Raw genomic sequence first — 19,343 nt, 5'->3', positions numbered from 1 at the left:
AGAGTTAAGATATCGGAATCTCTGCAAATATTAAATTCTAATTGTTAACCTATAAATAAATTATAGTTGACAATATTGCATAAGATAAATTATAATGTTAAAAAATAGGAAGATGAGAGGATTAAAATACAATGAAAAATCAAAGAGTTTTAAAACTAACATTAATTGCATTGATGGCTGCCATTCTTTGTATACTATCACCTATTGCAATTCCATTACCGTTTAGTATAGTCCCGATCTCTTGCGCAACGTTTGCTGTGTATTTATGTGCAGGGGTATTAGGACATAAGTTAGGTACGATTAGTGTTATTATCTACATATTACTTGGAATGGTAGGAGTTCCTGTGTTTGCTGGTTGGTCTGCTGGCGTTGGGGTTATCGTAGGTCCATCCGGTGGTTATGTCATAGGCTATCTAATTATATCCTTTTGTACTGGCTTTTTTATTTCTAAGACCAATGGAAATATTTTATTTACAGTGCTTGGAATGATAATAGGGACGATTGGATGTTATGGGATTGGCACTGTATGGTTGGGCATGCAATTAGATTTAGGAGTGAAAGAAGCACTGTTAGCAGGAGTTATTCCATTTATTCTGGGAGATATTATTAAGATTATAATAGCAACAATTATCATAAAGCCTTTGCGTTATCAAGTACTAAAGTATTTGAGATCCTAGTAAAATATTATCTGTTAAAAGTTTTAATGAGATACTTGAGAGTTGTTAGTAAAAACATATCTAAAGATTCTTGGCTTATAAAAATAGCACTTAAAATACAATAAGTATTTTAAGTGCTTATTTAATAAGATAATGAAGAATTTAATATTTAGTTTTATTGATAACTATTATTCTATTAGAATGTTATCCTATTAGAATGTTATTCTATTAGATTGCTATTCGATTAGAATGTTATTCTAATTCAAATGCGCCTGTATAAAGTTGATAGTATTTACCTTTTTGTTTTACAAGTTCATCATGATTTCCACGTTCAATAATTCGTCCGGATTCCATTACCATAATAGCATCTGAATTTTGAATTGTAGAAAGTCTGTGTGCAATAACAAGGACAGTACGGCCATGCATTAAAGCATCCATTCCCTTTTGTACAATTGCTTCAGTACGAGTATCAATACTAGAAGTTGCCTCATCTAATATCATAACCGGAGGGTTATTAACAGCGGCACGTGCAATTGATATTAACTGTCTTTGTCCTTGGGATAAAGATTCACCGGAACCATCTATGAATGTATTATATCCATCTGGTAAGCGAGTGATGAAATCGTGAGCATTTGCTAGTTTAGCAGCTGCATATACATCTTCATCCGTAGCATCTAATCTACCATAACGTATGTTTTCCATAATCGTACCTGTAAATAAGTTGGTATCTTGTAAAACGACGCCTAAGGATCTACGTAAATCATCCTTTTTAATTTTATTTATATTAATTCCATCATACCGAATCTTACCATCTTGAATACTATAAAAACGATTGATAAGGTTAGTAATTGTAGTTTTGCCTGCGCCAGTGGAACCAACAAATGCAATTTTCTCACCAGGTCTCGCATAAAGTGATATGTCATGGAGTACAGTTTTATCTTCGGTATAACCAAAATCAACATCAAAGAATCGAATATCGCCAGTTAATTTAGTATAGGTAATCGTACCGTCTCCATGAGGGTGTTTCCATGCCCATATACCAGTTCTTTCTTTACATTCAACTAGGGTGTCACCCTCATATTTTGCATTTACAAGAGTAACATATCCTTCGTCAGTTTCAGGTTCTTCATCTAATAACTGGAAGATTCTTTCTGCACCTGCTAATGCCATAATAATTGAATTTAATTGCTGTGAAAACTGAGTTACAGGACCGCTAAAAGACTTACTTAACTGTAAGAAGGAAGCAATGGAACCAACAGTAATACCAGCCATACCATTGATAGCAAAAATACCGCCCACAATAGCTAAAACAGCATATTGAAAATTACCGATATTACCAAGGATAGGCATAAGAATGTTTGCAAATATATTTGCGCTTTTCGCATTTTCAAAAAGCTGTTCATTCAAGGCATCAAAATCTTCTTTTGATTTTTCTTCGTGGTTGAATACCTTTACGACTTTTTGACCGTTCATCATTTCTTCCACAAAGCCATTTACATTACCAAGTGATTTTTGTTGTTTTTGAAAGTATGCTCTGGATTTACCTGTAATGAGATCTAATAATAAGTAAACAATTCCAGTAATTAATAAAACAACAAGCGTTAAAGGAATGCTGGTAAAAATCATTGCGATTAATACACAGGTGATAGTAACAATAAAGTTAAACATCTGAGGGATACTTTGATTTATCATCTGTCTTAGCGTATCAATATCATTTGTATAACGGCTCATGACATCGCCATAAGTGTGTGTATCAAAATATCGTATTGGTAAGGTTTGCATATGAGTAAACATATCATCTCTTATGTTCTTTTGAACTGTTTGTCCAATGATAGCCATTAAGCGGTTGTATAGGTATGTTGATATAACACCAACCGCATAAATGATTGCCATTACACAAAGAGCCTTGAATAATGGTGTAAAATCATGACTACCAGTTTTAAGCATAGGAGCAACGTAATCATCTATAAATGTTTGAAGGAATAAGGAACCTGCAACAGATGCCAAGGCAGAAAGTAGGATACAGATGAAAACAGCAACAAGTTCGAATTTATACTTACCAGTAACATAAGTAAGTAATCTGCGAACAGTTTTTCCCATGTTCATATTTTGGGTCTTATTTTTCTTCGATTTATTTTGTTTCATCGTCTTCTCCTCCTTTCTTTTGTGAAAAGTACACTTCTTGATATATTTTATTTGTTGCTAGTAATTCTTTGTGATTACCAATTGCATTGATTTTACCGTTATCTAATACAATGATGCGGTCAACATTTTCAACGGATGATATTCTTTGAGCAATTGTAATTTTTGTTGTATTAGGGATTTCTTTTCTAAATGCCTCTTGCAATAGGGCATCAGTTTTAGTATCTACTGCACTTGTAGAATCGTCTAAAATTAATATTTTTGGCTTCTTTAATAATGCTCTTGCGATACAAAGTCTTTGTCTTTGACCACCGGATACATTAGAACCACCTTGTTCAATGTAAGTATCGTATCCATCAGGAAATTCCATGATGAAATTATGAGCCTGTGCCAATTTACAGACATGAATTAACTGTTCATCGGTTGCATTTGGATTACCCCAACGTAAGTTTTCTTTGATTGTACCTGAGAATAGTACATTTTTTTGAAGAACAATTGCAACTTCATCTCTAAGAACTTCAAGATCATAGTCCTTTACATTAACGCCGCCGACTTTTACAGCGCCTTTTGTAACGTCATATAAACGAGGAATTAATTGTACAACGGAGCTTTTTGCACTTCCTGTTCCGCCAATAATACCTATGGTTTCTCCAGATTTTATTTTAAAACTTATCTCAGATAAACTGTGCTTCTCTGCATTTGCACTATAGCTAAAGAACACGTTATCAAATTCGATAGATCCATCTTTTACTTCCATAACTGGGTTTTCTGGACTATGAAGGTTACTCTTTTCCTCAAGAACTTCGATAATACGGCCAGCGGATGCTCTTGACATAGTTATCATCGCTAGAACCATAGAAAGCATCATTAAACTAATTAAACTTTGTGTAATATATGCAATTAAACTGATAAGCTCTCCAGTAGATAGTTTACCTGAAATAATCATATGACTGCCCATCCAGAAGATAAGAATCATACAGGTATACATTACAGTTTGCATCATTGGACTGTTAAATGCTAATAGTTTTTCTGCTTTTACGAAATTTTGATAAATTTCTTCTGAAACTGATTGGAATTTTTCTTTTTCAAAATCTTCTCTAACATAAGATTTTACAACACGAATACCACGTAAGTTTTCTTGGACTACTTTGTTAAGTTTATCGTATATACGAAATACTCTTCTAAAAATTGGGTGAGCATTTTTAATTATGAAGAAAAGACCAATACCTAAAAGAGGTATTGCACATAAAAAGACAGTTGCTAATTCTGGATTGATTCTAAAAGCCATAACCAAACAGAAGAATAACATAAAAATGGCTCTGACCATAGCTCTTATAATCATTTGAAAAGAGTTTTGAACATTTGTTACGTCTGTTGTTAATCTTGTTACAAGACTGGATGTTGAGAATTTGTCGATATTAGAGAAAGAAAAGTTTTGAATGTTATAATACATTTCCCTTCTTAAATTTCTAGCAAATCCAGTAGAAGCTTTTGCTGCATTTTTGCCTGATAGTGCACCAAATAATAGTGAGAGTAATGCGCTAATTACTAAAATGGTTCCCATTTTTGCAATGTAATTCATATCACGAACGGAGATTCCGTTATCAATGATTAAAGCCATAAAAAAAGGAATCGATACTTCTAATATTACTTCACACATCATCAAAAATGGTGCCAGGATAGATTCTTTTTTAAATTCATTAATACATTTCATTAAACGCTTTATCATAGTTTCACCAATGATTGTCACAATTAAAGACTGAAAGAATACGTGTGACATCCTTTCCTTTATTAATTTTCTTTCAACCTTTGTCCTATTAAATCCCTCCATTTGTAATGTTTATTAAATCAACATGCAAGCATGTATCTTTTTCGTAAGAAATTTTGTCTTTTAAAATAAAAATACTCCGTTAAGGATGCGCATAAACACTTAATTAGTTAGTCATTTGTAAAAAAAATAGTCTGTTACAAAATAAATTCTTGTAACAGTCACATTTTTAGTGGACATCTTAATCTAACCCCTTTGATATTTTATCAATTAAAGCCAAGAAGGTTTCTATTTCATCGGGTGTCAAATTTTTAGTCAATCTTTTTTCGGTTTCAAGATTCCACTGATCGACTTCTTCTCTTGTGTTAATGCCTTTTTCAGTAAGAATAATTTTTTTCAACCGTGCGTCATAATCTACTGGCACACGCTCTATTAAATTATTTTTCTCCATTAGTTGCAAAATTCCAGTAGCTGTTGAACCACGAATATTAAATTCTTTTTCAATATCCTTTTGAAATACATCCGAAGTTTTTGAATATTCACGAATAAAAACAAGCACACCGCATTGCATTCCTGTTAAGGCTTCTTCTCCACGACTTACTTGCAAATTGCTTAAAAGCCTTTGCATTTTATTGGATAATCTTTTTACTGAAATTAAAATGCTTTTCGTATCTCCCACGTTTTCCCCTTTCGTTACCAACGAATCATTAATATTATCAGTACAGATGTTCTATAAATTGTTAGGACACTAACTATTCTAGTGATTTCATTTTAATTTGTCAATAAAAAAGATGTCACGCTTAAATAGTATCCATAATATGGAGGGAACAAGGTTGTTTTTACAAAATATGTATGATATAATATATTAGATATTGTAGATTAAAATCGAATTTTATCAAAGTAAGCAAAGTGGAATATATAAGAGAGTTAATTAGTATAAAAATATATTAGAGAGTAGGGATTACTTTGCGTGCGAAGTTGAGAAATAATGAGATGTTCTTTAAAAAGAAGCTCGTGCAGGTCAATTTAAGACGAGTTCTTTTGATGTCTTTTATATTATCATTATTTCTACCTTTAGCTCTAATTTTCACTGCATTCTTTCCTTATAAAGGGGAAGGAGAGTATCTATACTATGGGTTACTTGTGGGCTATGAAATTATATCAATCTGTTTCTCTATTTTTCTAATCAATCGTATACGGATGAAAAATTATAATTTTTATGATGTTATTATTCATTGTTATTGGGGACTATTTGCATGCTTTTTCATGGGGATTTCTATTTTAAATATAAATAATTATCAGTCTGTAGTTACCTATTGTTTCATGTTAGTCTTACTTGGACTAGTACCTTTGTTATCTTTGTACGAGGCTTTATTTTATCTCTTTATTCAGGGATTCTCACTTTTTATAATAAAAGAGAGCACATATTTGGAGATAAGGCAATTATTAACTTTATTTATTTTTATAGTTGTAATTTTTATAATTTCAAGGCATCTGTATCAGCAGACAGTATTGATAATGCGGATGAGGAAAAAGATGACTGTTGTTAGGAAGAGTGCAGAGGAAGATCCTCTTACTGGATTACTAAATCGAAGAGGATTTGAGAAGAGTTTAGAACATATCTTGCCTTATTGTATACGTAACCGAAGAAGAATAAGCCTGTTGATTATAGATATTGATAATTTTAAAAAATATAATGATGCTTATGGTCATCCAGCAGGTGATCAGTGTATTAACAAAATAGCAAGTACAATAAGAAAAACTGCAAAGAGAAATACAGATATATCGGCTCGTTTTGGAGGCGAAGAATTCGTAGTTTTTATCCATGGGACTAAGGAATTAGATTCAATCGCTCTTGCAGATAAGATTAGAAGCAATATTGAAGCCCTTAGAATAAAACATGGCACCATTGGAACTTATGTAACAGTGAGTGTAGGTGTTGGCTCATTAATTCCCAAAGATATGAACTGTATTAATGATTTATATAGCGATGCAGATAAATCATTATATCAAGCGAAGAAGCACGGTAGAAATATAGTTGTTTATGGTGATAAAGTCTTTGGCAAAGGGGCTATGAAAGCGGAGTAAATAAAGTGTTAATATAAGAAGAGGCCTCTCAGAAGGTTAGTTTAAAAATAGACCCTGTAGGATAGACACTTATTAAAAAGTTCTCTATCTTACAGGGTCTATTTCACTTTGTAACACAGTATCTTTAGTCTTAAACTAATTTATGTCCGCAATTAGGGCAGAAGTTAGAATTCGTTGTTTTTTGCCCACAATTAGGACAAAAGTTTGGCTTAGTAGAAGTAGCATTTCCACCAGGAGCAACATTATTTCCTTGGTTCATATATGGCATTTGATTGTTATTGATTTGGTTTGAATTCCCTTGATTCATATTTTGCATCATTTGATTTGCCATATTCATGCCCATCATCATGCCTGCCATATCAGATGCCATGCCACCGCCTTTTACTTTACCAGAAGCAATCCCCTCGGTCATGCTCATTTGTTGGTATTTACCAATGTCGCCTACCATGCTATGGCTGGCATTCTTGTTGATCATATTCTGAATTTCTTGTGGGTAAGTAAAACTCATTATAGTAAAATTAGAAATTGATAAGCCAGTATCAAACAATTCCATGTCTAAATCTGTTTTAATCCCCTTTGAAATGTCATAGGAATTTGCTTGAAGGTTATACATATCTTTTCCTTCTTTTACAATCCATTTCATTAATAACTGGTCTAAGATGGAAGTTATTCTTAATCGTACATCTTCCACTAGATAAGAAGTTTTAACACCAGCTATTTTATCAATTAGCTTAATATAATCATTGACTTTAAAATTTAATGTACCATGGGCACGAATTGGTAATCCACCAGGTAAGTTTTGAGCAGGAATATTAATTGCGTTTGCAGTTCCCCATTTTACTAAAAATTCTTTCGTATTAACAAAAAGTACTTCCGCACGCATACCACTGTTGAATCCAAATTTAAATCCTTTTAACGTAGATAGAAAAGGAATGATTTGAGATTCGATGTCATAGTCACCTTCGTCTTTAAAAATTCCTTCTATTTTACCGTTATATAAAAAGACAGCGTCCTGACCTGGTCGAATAATTAATCTACTACCTTTTTTAATTTCTTTATTTGACCATTTATAAAAAATCATATCTTCACGAAATTCTTGCCATTCAACAACATTAGCAAATTGATTTGAGAAAAGTCCCATAGCTTCTTAGCCTCCTGTATTTTATAAATTTATGAATGTAGAAGAAAATTAACATCTTCTACTGCCGCCACTGTGTGAGCGACCACCACTACTGATTCCACCGCCGCCGCTACTTCGACCACCGCCACTACCGTTATTATTGTTGGAAGGTTTTCTTACTTTAGAAACAGAGGTGCGAAGATAAATGTCTCTTCGAGCGACGATTCCAGATCGTTGTTCATCCAAATATGTGTGATTGTTAACTGTATTTCTACCTTGAGAATGATAAGCCATAGTACCAACCACAATACCACCGATTGCTAAAGCAACCACGAGTTGAAACCATGTTTTTAAATAGAGTGGTTCGTGTCCAAATTCATATCTTGGGTTATCATAATAATGATTTACTCCTTTGGCAAAATCATTAAAGGCATCATAGTAATTATGTTCTGAAATCTGGGGAGCTACTACATCTAAAATATATTCTATATTATCGTCATTAATAACTCTCTCGCAGCTTCCATATGCTTGAATCGTACAATATCTGCTATCGGTGTCAAATTGTAGGATAGTTATATTTTCTGAGTAAATACCAGCGTCTAGTACTGAGTCTACATAATCTTCGAGATAATTACGATCAGATTTCCCATCCAAGCCTGCTACGGTTAGGACAACGATATCAATATCATATTTATCTGAGTACTCTCTTAAAGTTTTATTTAGTTTGTTTAATTGTGAATCAGTTAAAAGATTTGCAGAATCGTTTACATTAAGTTTATTTTCACTAGCGTATCCTTTTATAGGAATAAAAGCTATGAGCATCATCATAAGTAAGGTGCCTATAATTGAAACTACTAATTTATTTTTCGTAATATGCATCCTTGCTATACTCATAATAAACTACCTCCTAGTAGTAATCCTATAATCTTAAGAACTACAAAGGAAATACCGGATACTCCAGCAAACCATGCGGCTATCTTTTTTTGACTCAGCGGAGGTTTACCAACTATTTTACCTGTCTGTCCGTTCATTGCAAATGTATGTAAGGAGTCTTTGTAATCATAGCAAACCATCCATACTGGAAGTAGAGTATAATAAGCTTTTCTTTGTTTTACATTGATATCTTTTCGGTTGTAAATTACCGAAGAATAACTATTTATTGTGCTACGAAGATAGGTATCAACATAAGAACTAGCTTTATCTCTTGCACGAGAATATATCTCTTTGTCTGTATAGTTATATTTTTCTGCGATGTATCCAGCAAGGTACGGCATGTTAAATGTCTTAAGGTCATGATAATTATAAGGTTCTAATAAATCCATAAGACCATCGTTCATTTTAGAGGATGCATCCACAGGAACGCTTAAATAATTTAAATCAACTTTACGATACACATGATAGTATTTTGTTTCAGTATAGATATAGTCACCTCTTGTATAAGTACGGACTCTTGTACAAGTGGCATCTACATCTCCTTTACCGTTTAAGTCATATAACCAAAAGGGTACGTAAATACCAGTGATATTTTTGATTCTATCCGCAGTCATAAAGCCTTTTGGTGTTAACTTACCACCTTTGCACCATTTTACAAAGGCCTGTTGTGCCTGAGTTTTATTTATTTTAAATGGTATAATTCTTGCCGGTTGTAGTGCTCCAGTTAAACGATCGCCAAGAACAATCGCTGCGCCACAAAAACTACAAGTAGTAGCAGTTGTGTTAGCATCGGTTAAAATAACAGCTCCACAATTGTTACATTGATATTGAATGGCGTCTCCCTCTCGAAATGTTCTATGCAACGTTTCATCATATGTATCTTCGTAGTCAAAAGATGCTTCGTCTTTAATGTCATCGGGGTTAAAAATATCAACTGTAGGAGCGTCATTTGCAGAGCCTTCTGGAACATCAGGAATAGGCATATGATCAATATTTTCATTACGTCCACAGCTATCGCAGTGTAGCATGCCTGAGGTTGAATCATATTCCATATCAGCGCCACAGTTAGGACATTTATATTGAATTACCATAATGTAATCTCTCTTTCTATAATAGAAATAAAGGAGGTAGTCATAAACCACTATGATTTATGGTTTTATACAACTACCTCCTTGGTGTTATTTACCTAGACTTGCTTTTAGTGCAGCTAACTCATTATCTATATCGGAAGATGGTGAGTCGTATTTTGCGGTTAAGTCTTTAATATTGTTTTCAGGTGTCGATTTGTTTAATTCAGCCATTGCATTAGCTTCATCAAGTTTTTTATTGGCGATGTCTTCAAATCGTTCAAAACTTGACATTGTATTATTTGCATTTGTAACAGAAGAACCCATCTTGTTAATGCGTTCTTGAGTTTTTGCAACTGCCAACTTACCTTTTATCATATCTTTACGTGATTCTAATTCGTTGATATCACTAACGAGTTTATCATGCATAGATTTCATATTAGTAGCATTACCGTGAGCTAATGCATATGCTTCTTGATATCCGGCTAATCTGTTAGTTAAGCTTGCCTTTTGTTCTAAGAACTTTTTAGCGTCAGCTTCATTGTTTGCTTCCAATGCTTTAATTGCATATGCTTGCATTTTAGAAATTTCAGCCTCACAATCATCAAGTGCTCTCTTAGCTCTTGCTTCTTCTGCCATGATGGATGCAGTTTCTGCTTTCACCTTACCTAAGTCACTATTTAAATTTCTTAAACATTGGTCGATCATTTTTTCAGGATCTTCGGCTTTATCTAATAGTGCATTGATGTTAGCTGACATGATGTCTTTAAATCTTGTTAAAATACCCATAACATTGCCCTCCATTTTAAATATAATAGCTACTATTATTTCCAAACTATGGATTAAGTTTAATATGATTTATAAAGATAGTCAAGTTAAAATACGATAAGAAAGCTTAACAGAATCTGATGATTTTATTAATTCTTATTGCGTATAGGACTTTTATGTTATCCTTTAAACTGCAAATTTTAGTATAGGCTTGTAAGTGAAAGGTTTATACTATATAATCATACTGTTATGGAAATGAATAGAGGCAGTAAAGCAATATTGGAGGCAGTTTATGTGGATAGCAAACGATTGGAAAGATTATGAGGTTATAGATACATCAAAAGGTGAGAAGTTAGAAAGATGGGGTAAGTACACACTTTTACGTCCAGACCCACAAGTAATCTGGGATACGCCAAGAAAGGATAAAGCATGGAAGAATTGCAATGCACATTATCATAGAAGTGCAAAAGGTGGCGGAGAATGGGAGTTCTTTGATTTACCAAAACAATGGCAGATAAGTTATAAGTCATTAACATTTAATTTACAACCATTTAGTTTTAAACATACAGGGTTATTTCCAGAGCAGGCGGTTAATTGGGACTGGTTTAGTGATAAAATAAAAGAGGCATTAAAAAAAGAACCAAATCGTCAAATAAAAGTATTGAACTTATTTGCTTATACAGGAGGAGCTACAATTGCAGCAGCAAAGGCAGGAGCAGCAGTTACTCATGTTGATGCATCAAAAGGTATGGTAACCTGGGCAAAAGAGAATGCAATATCTTCAGGACTTGGAGATGCACCAATCCGTTATATAGTAGACGATTGTGTAAAATTTGTTGAACGTGAGATTAGAAGAGGGAATCGTTATGATGCTATTATAATGGATCCACCTTCCTATGGTAGAGGACCAAAAGGTGAGATATGGAAGATTGAAGAGAGCATTCATTCTTTTGTTAAGTTATGTACTGAGGTATTAACGGACAAACCATTATTTTATTTAATAAATTCATATACTACCGGTTTACAACCAGCGGTATTATCTTATTTACTTAGTATTGAAGTAAAAGAAAAGTTTGGTGGTCTAGTTACAGCAGATGAAATTGGCTTACCAGTTACAGTAACAAAGCTTGCGCTACCTTGTGGGGCATCAGGACGATGGGAATCAATTGATTAGAATATCGAATCGAGTTTCATAAGCTAAGATTGTTATTTATTTAAATTAAGGTTAAATATTAATAGAAAGAAAGTACCCAATTAGTTAAGCATAGATGGATGTTCTATGTTAAACCAATGGGTACTTTTTTCTTATTCTATATTTAAAATAAAATTTACTCTGCTGTTAGTTCACCGATATGAGAGGATAATACAATGCCATGTTTGTGCATTTGAAGAGTGATAACTACTTTTTGTACAATACCAAGTATTAAATAAAATACAACTACTGGGCTTAAAGCAATATAATTAGCAGGTATTATAGTGTCTTTAATAAGGTAATAATCCCATTTGATAACGTAAGATACCATAAGAAGTAAAATAGCGATGATAATATTAGTGTAAGCACTTACATTCTGAGCTGCAAAAGATTTCTCGAATTCTTTTGATACTTTATAAATTGTGTAGATACCAATGATTAATAAAATTATCACCGAAGCAGCTATAAATTTTTCAAAATAAGCAGGTGATTTTGTTGTAGTGTAGCTCATTAGCTTTTGGTGAAACGTATAATTCTTGTAAAAGGCATAATTTTCATCTGTACTTTTTGTATTTTCTGAAAGTGTTCCATCGTTAATTGAATTAACTAGATTGTCATAATCTCCTGATGTCTTATAAAGGTTGTAGTCCAAGGTAGTAGACTTAAACAAATTGAACATGTCATAGGACTTTTGGTTATCAATTCGATTAATCGCACCTTGTGGAAGTAAGATAAATAGTAACATTGTTAATGATGAGATAACAGCGAATAAAATTGCAATTATTTTGCTTAATTTAGTATCTGCAGAATTCCTACCTCCCTTAGATAAGGAATTTTCCGTAAAAGAATTACTTGTAGATACTTTGGTGCCACATATCGGGCAACTTACTGATGAATCAGGTATTGAATTGGAACATTTTCTACAATACATAACTAGTACCTCCTCTAAAATTAGCTGTTATATTAAGTAAATTACAGTTAAATTATACCATATTGTCAAAAATAAGTAAATTTAAATATTGTATATTTGGAGTAGTTCAAATACTTTTGTAGGTGAGTCCTAATGCCCCTCTGGATATCTTTTCTTTTCTGCCTTTTGAAAGTATAAAACGGTACAAAAAGAATTAAAATTACAAAATGAATAATTTCTATTAGAATTACCAATGCTAATAGCATAATGTTTATTTACTGCTCAAATAATTCTATGTAAAGATAAAATCGCGTAAAATATAAGTGTCATTATAATAGGAAGAAACAGAGTTAGTGGATGGGGCGATTTGATATTTTTATGATAGACTGTATGGGTTTGTAGATGTTTTTACATATCCATATTGTCATGAAGTAACTGAAGCAGTTATATAAATACTACATAAAAGATAGTTGTTGTTTATAAGACAGTTGTAATCTGCTATTTTATGTAATTTTAATGAGCTTTATGCTATAAAAACAATTATGGCAAGCAGAAAAAGTGTACAAATTATCTAGTTGAATATTTTTTACAAAAAAAATAAAAAAACTACTTGAAAAAGGTGAATAACTAGTATATAATAAGTATCGTTGTGACGTTGATAGCGTAGAAACGTGAGGTTGCTATATAAGAATTCGATGAATCGTATTCTTGCATATAGGTTTTTCCGTGGAGCGAATGTCAAGTTATGAAACTGGCGACAAGTCACTGTACAAATATATAATTCTGCTATGAGCAGATAAACCGTGTCGAAACAAAAGCTTTTTCGGGATGAAGCATTTAGTTGCGAGTTAGACCCTTGCGTCTTTCTAAGTCTTCCGACAAGTATGAAACACACGGGTGAGTGTACAGTCACCGCTTGTCGTACTGATATGAAGTGCGAAAAGGAGGCGACTTTTTTTTATGGCAAGTCAAGTTATGAGAATTACTCTCAAAGCGTATGATCATCATTTAATCGATGCATCCGCAGGTAAAATTATTGAAACTGTAAAGAAAACAGGATCTAAGGTGAGCGGACCAGTTCCACTACCTACTAAGAAAGAGGTTGTTACTATTCTTAGAGCGGTACACAAGTACAAAGATTCTAGAGAACAGTTTGAGCAAAGAACACATAAGAGATTAATCGACATCATTGCTCCAACACAGAAAACTGTTGATGCATTATCAAGATTAGAAATGCCAGCAGGTGTTTACATTGACATCAAAATGAAAGCAAAATAAGATTTTGCTTTGAATAATCATTTTAAATAATGATGATGTCAGGGGATGCTCCTTATTGGAACATCATAAATGAATTAGATAATAATCCTTAGGGTTTATATATTAGGAAAGTATTTTAATGAATACTTAGTGTCAAAGGACACCCAAGTTCTTAAATTGGCAAGTAAAATTACATCTTGTCTTAAGACCAAGCTTCCGGTATAAGACCATCTAGGATGATTATGCAAAACAGCATAATCCGCTGTAGATTAAACAGGAGGTAAAAGTTATGAAAAAGGCAATATTAGCTACAAAAGTTGGAATGACTCAGATCTTCAATGAAGATGGAAAATTAATTCCAGTTACAGTATTGCAAGCTGGTCCATGTGCAGTTACTCAGGTTAAAACTGTAGAAAACGACGGATACAATGCAGTACAGGTTGGTTTTGGCGACATTAGAGAAGTGCTCGTTAACAAACCAAGAAAGGGACACTTTGCAAAAGCAGGTGTTGCAAATAAGAGATTTCTTAAAGAGTTTAAGTTTGAGAATGCAACAGACTACACAGTAGGTCAGGAAATCAAAGTTGATATCTTCTCCGCTGGAGATAAGATTGATGCAACTGGTACTTCTAAGGGTAAAGGTTTCCAAGGTGCTATTAAGAGACATGGTCTTTCTAGAGGACCTATGGGACATGGTTCTAAGTACCATAGACATGCTGGTTCTAACGGTGCTGCTACAACTCCAGGCCGTGTATTCAAAGGTAAACACATGCCAGGTCAAATGGGTAATGTGAAAGTAACAGTACAGAACCTTGAAGTAGTTAAAGTTGATGTTGACAATAATATTATCTTAGTTAAAGGTGCTGTTCCAGGACCAAAGAAAGCTATGATAATGTTAAAAGAAACAGTAAAAAGCGCAAACTAAAAGCTTTAGGAAAGGAGGAACACTAGAATGGCAAATGTAAAAGTTTATAATATAGAAGGCAAAGAAGTTGGTTCATTAGAACTTAATGATGCAATCTTTGGCGTAGAAGTAAATGAACATTTAATGCATATGGCTGTTGTGAGCCAGCTTGCAAATAAGCGTCAAGGAACACAAAGCGCTAAGACACGTGCCGAAGTAAGCGGTGGTGGAAGAAAGCCATGGAGACAAAAAGGAACTGGTCATGCTAGACAAGGTTCAACAAGAGCTCCTCAATGGAAAGGCGGCGGCGTTGTATTTGCTCCAAAGCCAAGAGATTATTCATTCAAGATGAATAAGAAAGAAAAAGCACTTGCAATTAAGTCTGCTTTAACTTCAAGAGTAGCAGCTGACAAGATCGTTGTTTTAGATTCCATTAATTTTGATGAAATCAAGACTAAGAAAATGGCAGCAGTTCTTGAAAACTTAAAAGTTAACAAAGCGTTATTAGTTCTTGATAAGAAAGATGACAACGTTATTCTTTCTGCAAGAAACATTCCTACGGTAAGAACAGCAACATCAAACGCTATCAATGTATATGACATTGTTAAGTATGATACCTTAGTAATTACCAAGGATGCAGTGGCACAGATCGAGGAGGTGTACGCATAATGGCAAATTTAAAATATTATGATGTTATACTTAAGCCAATCGTTACTGAGAAGAGTATGAACTCCATGAGCGAAAAGAAATATACTTTTTCAGTTCATCCAGAAGCTACAAAATCTCAGGTAAAAGAAGCTGTTGAAAAGATGTTTGCCGGCACTAAGGTAGCAAGCGTAAACACAATGAACTTGGACGGAAAGAACCGTAGACGTGGAAATACCGTTGGTAAAACAGCAAAAATGAAAAAAGCTATTGTTCAGTTAACAGCTGACAGTGCAGAAATTGAAATTTTCTCTGGACTATAAGAAATAGTTAGAGAGTAAACGCAGAAAAACAGAGAATGTAAGTCTTCTTACATGATCTGAAACTAAGGCAGAAATGCTGTGAGAGCAAGATACTTGCAAATGCAGAAATCTGTTTTACACATTAGTAGAAGTATTGCGTGAGCGACGAAAGGAGATAGTGACATGGGAATTAAAAAGTACAACCCATATACACCTTCCAGAAGACATATGACTGGCTCCGATTTTTCAGAAATCACTTGTTCAACACCTGAAAAATCTTTAGTTGTTTCTTTAAAGAAAAACGCTGGTCGTAACAATCAAGGAAAGATTACAGTAAGACATCATGGTGGTGGTTCTAGAAGAAAATACAGAATCATCGACTTTAAGAGAAAGAAGGACGGTATTCCAGCTGTTGTTAAGACAATTGAATACGATCCAAATAGAACAGCAAACATCGCTTTAATCACATATGCTGATGGCGAGAAAGCATATATTTTAGCACCAGTAGGATTAACTGTTGGTGATACAGTAATGAATGGTGAAACAGCTGAAATTAAAGTAGGAAACTGTTTACCACTTGCAAACATCCCAGTAGGTTCTCAGATTCATAACATTGAGTTATATCCAGGTAAGGGTGGACAGTTAGTTCGTTCCGCTGGTAACTCCGCTCAGTTAATGGCTAAGGAAGGCAAATATGCTACACTTAGATTACCATCTGGTGAAATGAGAATGGTACCAATTATCTGCCGTGCAACACTTGGCCAGGTTGGTAACGCTGATCACGAATTAATTACAGTTGGTAAAGCAGGACGTAAACGTCATATGGGTATTAGACCTACAGTTCGTGGTTCTGTAATGAACCCTAATGACCATCCACATGGTGGTGGTGAAGGTAGAACTGGTATCGGTCGTCCAGGACCATCTACACCTTGGGGCAAACCAGCACTTGGACTTAAGACTCGTAAGAAGAAGAAACAGTCCAATAAGTTAATTATCAGAAGAAGAGACGGTAAGACATTAACGAAGTAAAAAGGAGGTTGAACCTATATGGCACGTTCATTAAAGAAGGGACCATTCGCTGATGATCATTTACTTAAAAAAGTAGATGCTATGAATAATGCAGGCGATAAGACAGTAATTAAGACATGGTCACGTCGTTCTACAATTTTCCCACAGTTTGTTGGTCATACATTCGCTGTTCATGATGGAAGAAGACATGTTCCTGTATATGTTACTGAGGATATGGTTGGACACAAACTTGGTGAGTTTGTTGCAACAAGAACATTCCGTGGACATGGAAAAGATGAGAAGAAGGCAAGAAGATAATTTTAGCACTTGCTAAAATTATCTTACGAAGCAATTTAAATAACTTTCCTTTATGATTAGTCTTATGAGTAATCATAAAACGAAAGTATAAGATGACTTAAAGTCTTTATATTAGATTTGATATATAGAGTACGAAACACCGTGAAATTCGAAAGGAGGTTTCATCCATGGCGAAAGGACATAGATCCCAGATAAAGAGAGAAAGAAACGCAAATAAAGATACAAGACCTAGTGCAAAATTATCTTACGCTAGAGTATCTGTTCAAAAAGCATGTTTCGTTCTTGATGCAATCAGAGGCAAGGATGTACAGACAGCACTTGGTATTTTAGCTTATAACCCAAGATATGCTTCAACTTTAATAGAGAAATTATTAAAATCAGCAATTGCAAATGCTGAAAACAATAACGGAATGGATGTATCAAAACTTTACATTCAAGAATGTTATGCAGGAAGCGCACCAACAATGAAGAGAATCAAACCTAGAGCACAGGGTAGAGCTTATAGAATCTTAAAGAGAACTAGCCATATCACAATCGTGCTTAATGAAAGATAAGGAGGGCAATCATGGGACAAAAAGTTAATCCTCATGGCTTAAGAGTCGGAGTTATCAATGACTGGGACTCAAGATGGTATGCGGAAGCTGATTTTGCAGATAACTTAGTTGAAGACTACAATATCAGAACATACTTGAAGAAAAAGTTATACAGTTCAGGTGTTGCTAAGATCGAAATTGAGCGTGCATCTGATAAATTAAAGGTTATCATCTTCACAGCTAAACCAGGCGTTGTAATTGGTAAAGCTGGTTCAGAAATCGAAAAATTAAAAGTAGAACTTACTAAGTTTACAGATAAAAAACTTAACATTGAAATCAAAGAAATCAAAAAGCCAGATGCAAATGCTCAGTTAGTAGCTGAAAACATTGCAACTCAGCTTGAAAATCGTATTTCTTTTAGAAGAGCAATGAAATCAACAATGTCTAGAACAATGAAGACTGGTGCTAAGGGTATTAAAACTGCAGTATCCGGACGTCTTGGTGGTGCTGATATGGCTCGTACAGAGTTCTATAGCGACGGAACTATTCCACTACAGACACTTCGTGCAGATATTGATTATGGATTCGCAGAAGCAGACACAACTTATGGTAAATTAGGCGTTAAAGTTTGGGTTTACCATGGTGAAGTACTTCCAACAAAAGGAGAAAAAAAGGAAGGGAGCGATAAATAATGTTAATGCCAAAAAGAGTAAAGCGTCGTAAGCAATTCCGTGGCACTATGACAGGTAAAGCTATGAGAGGTAATACAATCTCTAACGGCGAATATGGTATTGTAGCTGTTGAACCAGCATGGATTAAATCTAACCAGATCGAAGCAGCACGTATTGCTATGACACGTTATATCAAACGTGGTGGTAAGGTTTGGATTAAAATATTCCCTGATAAACCAGTAACAACTAAACCAGCTGAAACTCGTATGGGTTCCGGTAAAGGTTCTTTAGAATATTGGGTAGCAGTAGTTAAACCAGGACGCGTTATGTTTGAAATCGCTGGCGTTCCTGAAGAAACAGCTAGAGAAGCTCTTCGTCTTGCTACTCACAAGTTACCAGTAAAGTGCAAGATAGTTTCTCGCGCAGACTTAGAAGGAGGTGCGGGCAGTGAAAACTAATAAATATGTAGAAGATTTAAAGGCAAAATCCCCTGCAGAGTTAAATGAAGCTTTAGTAGCTGCTAAAAAGGAACTCTTCAACTTAAGATTCCAAAACGCAACAAATCAATTAGATAACACAAGCAGAATTAAAGACGTTAGAAAAAACATTGCTAGAATTCAGACCGTGATCTCTGAGAAAGCAAAGGCAGCTAACTAATCATAAAGATTATAGAGTCGGCTGTGTAGTAGACTCATTAGGAAATAGACTTCGGTTTAGGAAAGGAGTATTGCTGTGGAAAGAAATCTAAGAAAAGTTCGTACCGGTAAGGTCGTAAGTGATAAGATGGATAAGACTATCGTTGTAGCAGTAGTTGATAACGTAAAGCATCCTCTTTATAACAAAATCGTAAAGAGAACTTACAAATTAAAGGCTCACGATGAAAACAACGAATGCAAAATTGGCGATAGAGTAAAAGTTATGGAAACAAGACCATTATCTAAAGATAAAAGATGGAGACTTGTTGAAATCATTGAAAAAGCAAAATAATTCGATCGAAAATAACTTTAATTGTTTTGCGTCATAATTTATTTGTGATCTCAACGAGATGACAAAATAGGTTC

The 19,343-nt window shown here is 34.1% G+C and carries 22 protein-coding genes; 14 read left to right on the top strand and 8 right to left on the bottom strand.

Features of this window, described 5'->3' with window-relative positions:
* Positions 1–131 precede the first annotated feature (131 nt).
* Positions 132–677: a biotin transporter BioY gene (locus BN4220_RS02130; protein ID WP_066712933.1), complete on the top strand. Its 546-nt coding sequence runs from the start codon at positions 132–134 to the stop codon at positions 675–677.
* A gap of 231 nt (positions 678–908) precedes the next feature.
* On the opposite strand, the gene BN4220_RS02125 is transcribed toward BN4220_RS02130, so the two are convergent.
* From BN4220_RS02125 to BN4220_RS02115, 3 genes are all read right to left on the bottom strand, one after another.
* The gene (locus tag BN4220_RS02125; RefSeq protein WP_066712930.1) at positions 909–2,801 is read right to left on the bottom strand and encodes an ABC transporter ATP-binding protein; all 1,893 of its coding nucleotides are present in this window, start codon (positions 2,799–2,801) and stop codon (positions 909–911) included.
* On the bottom strand, positions 2,788–4,527 hold the full coding sequence (locus BN4220_RS02120) for an ABC transporter ATP-binding protein (RefSeq protein ID WP_066713984.1): 1,740 nt from the start codon (positions 4,525–4,527) through the stop codon (positions 2,788–2,790). Before BN4220_RS02120 ends, BN4220_RS02125 begins: the two co-directional genes overlap by 14 nt.
* Positions 4,528–4,807: 280 nt before the next feature.
* Positions 4,808–5,245, bottom strand: a complete 438-nt coding sequence (locus BN4220_RS02115) for a MarR family winged helix-turn-helix transcriptional regulator (protein ID WP_066712929.1) — start codon at positions 5,243–5,245, stop codon at positions 4,808–4,810.
* A gap of 857 nt (positions 5,246–6,102) precedes the next feature.
* Here BN4220_RS02115 and BN4220_RS20200 point away from each other — a divergent pair.
* The gene (locus BN4220_RS20200; RefSeq protein ID WP_066712928.1) at positions 6,103–6,654 is read left to right on the top strand and encodes a GGDEF domain-containing protein; all 552 of its coding nucleotides are present in this window, start codon (positions 6,103–6,105) and stop codon (positions 6,652–6,654) included.
* 130 nt (positions 6,655–6,784) lie between these two features.
* Here BN4220_RS20200 and BN4220_RS02105 read toward each other — a convergent pair whose 3' ends face one another.
* The 4 genes from BN4220_RS02105 to BN4220_RS02090 all read right to left on the bottom strand — a co-directional run bounded on the left by BN4220_RS02105 (position 6,785) and on the right by BN4220_RS02090 (position 10,563).
* On the bottom strand, positions 6,785–7,795 hold the full coding sequence (locus tag BN4220_RS02105) for an SPFH domain-containing protein (RefSeq protein ID WP_066712927.1): 1,011 nt from the start codon (positions 7,793–7,795) through the stop codon (positions 6,785–6,787).
* Positions 7,796–7,843: 48 nt separating this feature from the next.
* Positions 7,844–8,668: a TPM domain-containing protein gene (locus BN4220_RS02100; protein ID WP_066712926.1), complete on the bottom strand. Its 825-nt coding sequence runs from the start codon at positions 8,666–8,668 to the stop codon at positions 7,844–7,846.
* The gene (locus BN4220_RS02095) at positions 8,665–9,798 is read right to left on the bottom strand and encodes a TFIIB-type zinc ribbon-containing protein (protein WP_066712924.1); all 1,134 of its coding nucleotides are present in this window, start codon (positions 9,796–9,798) and stop codon (positions 8,665–8,667) included. The genes BN4220_RS02100 and BN4220_RS02095 overlap by 4 nt, the downstream gene beginning before the upstream one ends.
* 87 nt (positions 9,799–9,885) lie before the next feature.
* Complete coding sequence (locus BN4220_RS02090) at positions 9,886–10,563, bottom strand: PspA/IM30 family protein (RefSeq protein WP_066712923.1); 678 nt, start codon at positions 10,561–10,563, stop codon at positions 9,886–9,888.
* 271 nt (positions 10,564–10,834) lie between these two features.
* Between BN4220_RS02090 and BN4220_RS02085 the strand changes: the two genes are divergently transcribed.
* Positions 10,835–11,716 (top strand): class I SAM-dependent methyltransferase, encoded by an 882-nt coding sequence (locus BN4220_RS02085; protein WP_066712922.1) that lies wholly within the window; start codon positions 10,835–10,837, stop codon positions 11,714–11,716.
* 154 nt (positions 11,717–11,870) lie between these two features.
* Here the strand turns inward: BN4220_RS02085 and BN4220_RS02080 are convergent, their stop codons facing one another.
* The gene (locus BN4220_RS02080; RefSeq protein WP_066712921.1) at positions 11,871–12,665 is read right to left on the bottom strand and encodes a zinc ribbon domain-containing protein; all 795 of its coding nucleotides are present in this window, start codon (positions 12,663–12,665) and stop codon (positions 11,871–11,873) included.
* A gap of 939 nt (positions 12,666–13,604) precedes the next feature.
* Here BN4220_RS02080 and rpsJ point away from each other — a divergent pair.
* The 11 genes from rpsJ (at position 13,605) to rpsQ (ending at position 19,269) form a co-directional block, all read left to right on the top strand.
* Positions 13,605–13,922 carry a 30S ribosomal protein S10 gene (rpsJ, locus tag BN4220_RS02075; protein ID WP_029502998.1) on the top strand — a complete coding sequence of 106 codons (318 nt, stop codon included), beginning with the start codon at positions 13,605–13,607 and terminating at the stop codon, positions 13,920–13,922.
* Positions 13,923–14,190: 268 nt separating this feature from the next.
* Positions 14,191–14,826, top strand: coding sequence for a 50S ribosomal protein L3 (gene rplC, locus BN4220_RS02070; protein WP_066712920.1), 636 nt, complete (start codon positions 14,191–14,193; stop codon positions 14,824–14,826).
* Positions 14,827–14,853: 27 nt separating this feature from the next.
* Positions 14,854–15,474, top strand: a complete 621-nt coding sequence (rplD, locus tag BN4220_RS02065; protein ID WP_066712918.1) for a 50S ribosomal protein L4 — start codon at positions 14,854–14,856, stop codon at positions 15,472–15,474.
* Positions 15,474–15,773: a 50S ribosomal protein L23 gene (gene rplW, locus BN4220_RS02060; protein WP_066712916.1), complete on the top strand. Its 300-nt coding sequence runs from the start codon at positions 15,474–15,476 to the stop codon at positions 15,771–15,773. The genes rplD and rplW overlap by 1 nt, the downstream gene beginning before the upstream one ends.
* Positions 15,774–15,935: 162 nt before the next feature.
* Positions 15,936–16,781, top strand: a complete 846-nt coding sequence (gene rplB, locus BN4220_RS02055) for a 50S ribosomal protein L2 (RefSeq protein WP_066712914.1) — start codon at positions 15,936–15,938, stop codon at positions 16,779–16,781.
* Between the two features lie 18 nt (positions 16,782–16,799).
* The gene (rpsS, locus tag BN4220_RS02050) at positions 16,800–17,078 is read left to right on the top strand and encodes a 30S ribosomal protein S19 (RefSeq protein WP_066712912.1); all 279 of its coding nucleotides are present in this window, start codon (positions 16,800–16,802) and stop codon (positions 17,076–17,078) included.
* A 167-nt stretch (positions 17,079–17,245) separates the two neighbouring features.
* Positions 17,246–17,632: a 50S ribosomal protein L22 gene (gene rplV / locus BN4220_RS02045; RefSeq protein ID WP_066712911.1), complete on the top strand. Its 387-nt coding sequence runs from the start codon at positions 17,246–17,248 to the stop codon at positions 17,630–17,632.
* Between the two features lie 11 nt (positions 17,633–17,643).
* Positions 17,644–18,303, top strand: a complete 660-nt coding sequence (rpsC, locus tag BN4220_RS02040) for a 30S ribosomal protein S3 (protein WP_066712909.1) — start codon at positions 17,644–17,646, stop codon at positions 18,301–18,303.
* A complete protein-coding gene (gene rplP / locus BN4220_RS02035) occupies positions 18,303–18,740 on the top strand; it encodes a 50S ribosomal protein L16 (RefSeq protein WP_066712907.1) in 438 nt (145 codons plus the stop codon). The genes rpsC and rplP overlap by 1 nt, the downstream gene beginning before the upstream one ends.
* Positions 18,730–18,939 (top strand): 50S ribosomal protein L29, encoded by a 210-nt coding sequence (rpmC, locus tag BN4220_RS02030; protein ID WP_066712905.1) that lies wholly within the window; start codon positions 18,730–18,732, stop codon positions 18,937–18,939. The genes rplP and rpmC overlap by 11 nt, the downstream gene beginning before the upstream one ends.
* Before the next feature lie 75 nt (positions 18,940–19,014).
* On the top strand, positions 19,015–19,269 hold the full coding sequence (rpsQ, locus tag BN4220_RS02025) for a 30S ribosomal protein S17 (protein ID WP_066712896.1): 255 nt from the start codon (positions 19,015–19,017) through the stop codon (positions 19,267–19,269).
* Positions 19,270–19,343 lie beyond the last annotated feature (74 nt).

This window comes from Clostridium sp. Marseille-P299 (genome assembly GCF_900078195.1).
GTDB lineage: Bacteria > Bacillota > Clostridia > Lachnospirales > Lachnospiraceae > Lachnoclostridium.
This window is presented reverse-complemented; position numbering and strand designations above follow the sequence as displayed.